This window comes from Moorena sp. SIO1G6 (assembly GCF_010672795.1).
Classification (GTDB): domain Bacteria; phylum Cyanobacteriota; class Cyanobacteriia; order Cyanobacteriales; family Coleofasciculaceae; genus Moorena; species Moorena producens.
The window spans coordinates 1-2803 of sequence record NZ_JAAHFZ010000142.1 but is presented as its reverse complement, the minus strand read 5'-3'; the positions used below and the strand labels follow the sequence as shown (position 1 = coordinate 2803).

Annotated in this window: 1 protein-coding gene and 2 pseudogenes; 2 read left to right on the top strand and 1 reads right to left on the bottom strand. The window is 44.0% G+C overall.

The features are described from left to right. Positions 1–127 (top strand): annotated as a pseudogene (locus F6K63_RS36535) (IS4 family transposase); the annotation flags it as partial. Positions 128–138: 11 nt separating this feature from the next. Beyond that, entirely contained in the window at positions 139–1737 is a 1599-nt protein-coding gene (locus tag F6K63_RS36530) for an aminotransferase class I/II-fold pyridoxal phosphate-dependent enzyme (RefSeq protein ID WP_287314961.1), read from the top strand. Here the strand turns inward: F6K63_RS36530 and F6K63_RS36525 are convergent. Beyond that, positions 1710–2678 (bottom strand): annotated as a pseudogene (locus F6K63_RS36525) (RNA-guided endonuclease InsQ/TnpB family protein); the annotation flags it as partial. The gene F6K63_RS36530 and the pseudogene F6K63_RS36525 sit on opposite strands and share 28 nt — an antisense overlap. Between the last annotated feature and the right edge of the window lie 125 nt (positions 2679–2803).

The following is a 2803-nucleotide window of genomic DNA, read 5'->3' as shown; positions in this document are numbered from 1 at the left end:
ATAAATGTTGGGGATTAGTTGAAAATTTGATGCATTTAAGTCGTCATAAGCTCGATCATTATTTACGAGGTATGAGAGCTATGAAGCTTATACAGTCTACTTTTTAGCTCTCATGTCGCCCCCCCAGGTGATATTGTCTTGGTTGACCAGAATTGCCACAAATCTCACCATTACGGCATCGTCTTAGTAGGTGCTCAACCCCTTTACCTCAATGCCTATTCCCTCAAAGAATATAGTATCTATGGTGCTGTGCCTTTAAAGGAAATCAAGCAACAATTGCTCAAGTTCAAGCGGGAGGGGCAATTGGAGCAGGTGAAAATGGTGTTACTCACAAACTGTACCTTTGATGGCATTGTTTACAACGTTAAGGGAGTCATGGAAGAAATACTGGCAATCAAGCCAGATCTGGTTTTCCTCTGGGACGAAGCCTGGTTTGCCTTTGCTGGTTGCACCTCAACCTATCGAGAACGTACAGCAATGCAAGCTGCTACTAACCTTCATACTCGCTATCACAGTCCCCAATACCGAAAGGAGTATGCAGCCTTTAAGGAACAATTTGATCGCCTTGACCCAGAGGATGATGACACCTGGCTGAACCAGCGCCTATTACCCGATCCCGATCAAGTCAAGATTCGGGTGTACTCAACTCAATCAACACATAAATCTCTGTCTGGCATGCGTCAATCATCCATGATTCACATCTGGGACGAGGAGTTCAACCGTAGGTCGGAAATTGATTTTCTAGAGGCTTACATGACCCACACCACCACCTCCCCCAATTACCAAATTCTGGCTTCTCTGGATTTAGCGCGGCGACAAGTTGATTTGGAAGGCTTCAAATTGGTTCATTCCCAGATTGATATGGCAATGATAGTGCGGGAGAAGGTTAACACTCATCCATTGCTAGGAAAATACTTCAAGATACTTACTCCTGAAGAGTTAATTCCCGAAACCTATCGCCCATCAGGTCTGAAAAGTTACCAAACTCAGGAAGAGCCAGAAGCAAAGTTCCAGCGTATCGAGCAAGCCTGGGAGGATGATGAATTTGTTGTTGACCCCACGCGGCTGACTTTGTACATTGGCAAGACAGGCATCGATGGCTATACTTTCCAAAATTCTGTACTGATGGAAAAGTTTAATATTCAGGTTAACAAAGTTTCCCTCAATACAGTTTTATTTATGACTAATATCGGGACAACCTGGGGTTCCGTAACATATTTGCTTGATTGCCTGCAGAAAATTGCTGAGGGGTTGGAGCAGGAATTGCGCCAATACAATCAAGTGGAAATCAAATTATTTGAAAACAAGCTGCAACAGCTAACACTGAATTTGCCTTCTTTGCCTCATTTCAGCGAGTTTTACTCCGGCTTCCGTTCTCACCCGGCAACTGGGCAAGGGGACATGCGGAGCGCCTACTTCCTGGGTTTGGACGAAGAAAAAATAGAATACCTTAAGCTAGACAATGAAATAGATGAGATAATGGCATCTGGCCGAGAACTGGTTTCATCTACATTCATTATTCCTACCCCACCGGGTTGCCCGATTTTAGTTCCTGGTCAAGTTGTAACTGGGGCGATAGTCTTCCTAATGAAGCAGCTTGCTCCTGATGCCATTCACGGTTATCGACCTGACTTTGGATTGCCCGTGTTTGCTCAATATGTTTTGGACAGTCTCAATAAAACTACAGAATCTGCAATGAGTGACAGCTCCTACACTGACCCGTTGGGTTCAGTGTAGGCTTCCCAGCCAATCCGGCTATTGCTTAGGAGGCGCTGGGCTTTAAGAACGGACTGCCCTTCCGCTCTATTTCTTATATTGATCGCTGCATTATGGTCACGATCAAGGCTGCATCCACAATCGGGACAATCATGCCACCGGACATGCAGCTTTTTGGGAACTTTTTTGCCGCAGTTGGAGCAATTCTGTGAAGTATTTTTGGGGCTTACTGGAACCGTTAACAAGCCAGCATTTAAGGCTTTGCTTATTAGGATTGTCAGAAAGCTTGACCATCCCGCATCCAACACAGATTTAGCCAATCGGGATTTAGCCAGTCCTTTTACATTTAATTTTTCATGGGCTATTACATCATATTTAGAAAGTAGATAGTTAGCGGTCTTGAAATGGAAATCTTTCCGTTTGTCCGCTACTTTTTTGTGTTGTTTTCCAAGCTGTTTAACAGCCTTGAGTCTATTCTTTCCTCCCTTCTTCCGTCGAGATACCCTTTTCTGAATAACCCTCAGTCTTTTTTGAGACTTTCGATAGTATTGTGGAATCTCTATCGTTTCTCCTTCCGAGGTAGTTAAGAATTCCTTGAGGCCGACGTCAATACCTGCTATTGAATCAGGATTAATGTCAGGTTTAATTTCAGGGACAGTTTTGTCTTCCAGGGATAGAACCAGATAGTACCCATCACATTTTTTGGTGATCGAAGCTGTTTTTACCTTGAATCCATCTGGGAGAGGACGGTGCAGGACAATCTTGATTTTGCCTATTTTTGGGAGGTTAATCAGGTTGCCCTCTAAACATCCTTCCTTCATTTGAGGGTAAGTAAAGGTGCGGTAGCGATGCTGCTTTTTGAATCTAGGTTTCCCACTTCGCTTCCCGTTACTATCCCCTTTGATAAATCTATCAAAGGCTAACTTTACTCTTTTGACTGCATCCTGAAGCACCTGAGAATATTAAACTAAGCCGCAGAGTTACCTCTGCGACTCGTCTCCAAAACCGTACGTGACAGTTTCCCGTCATACGGCTCCTCATGATAGGAACACACTTTCATTGGTACCTCCACATTAGAAAGGATTGT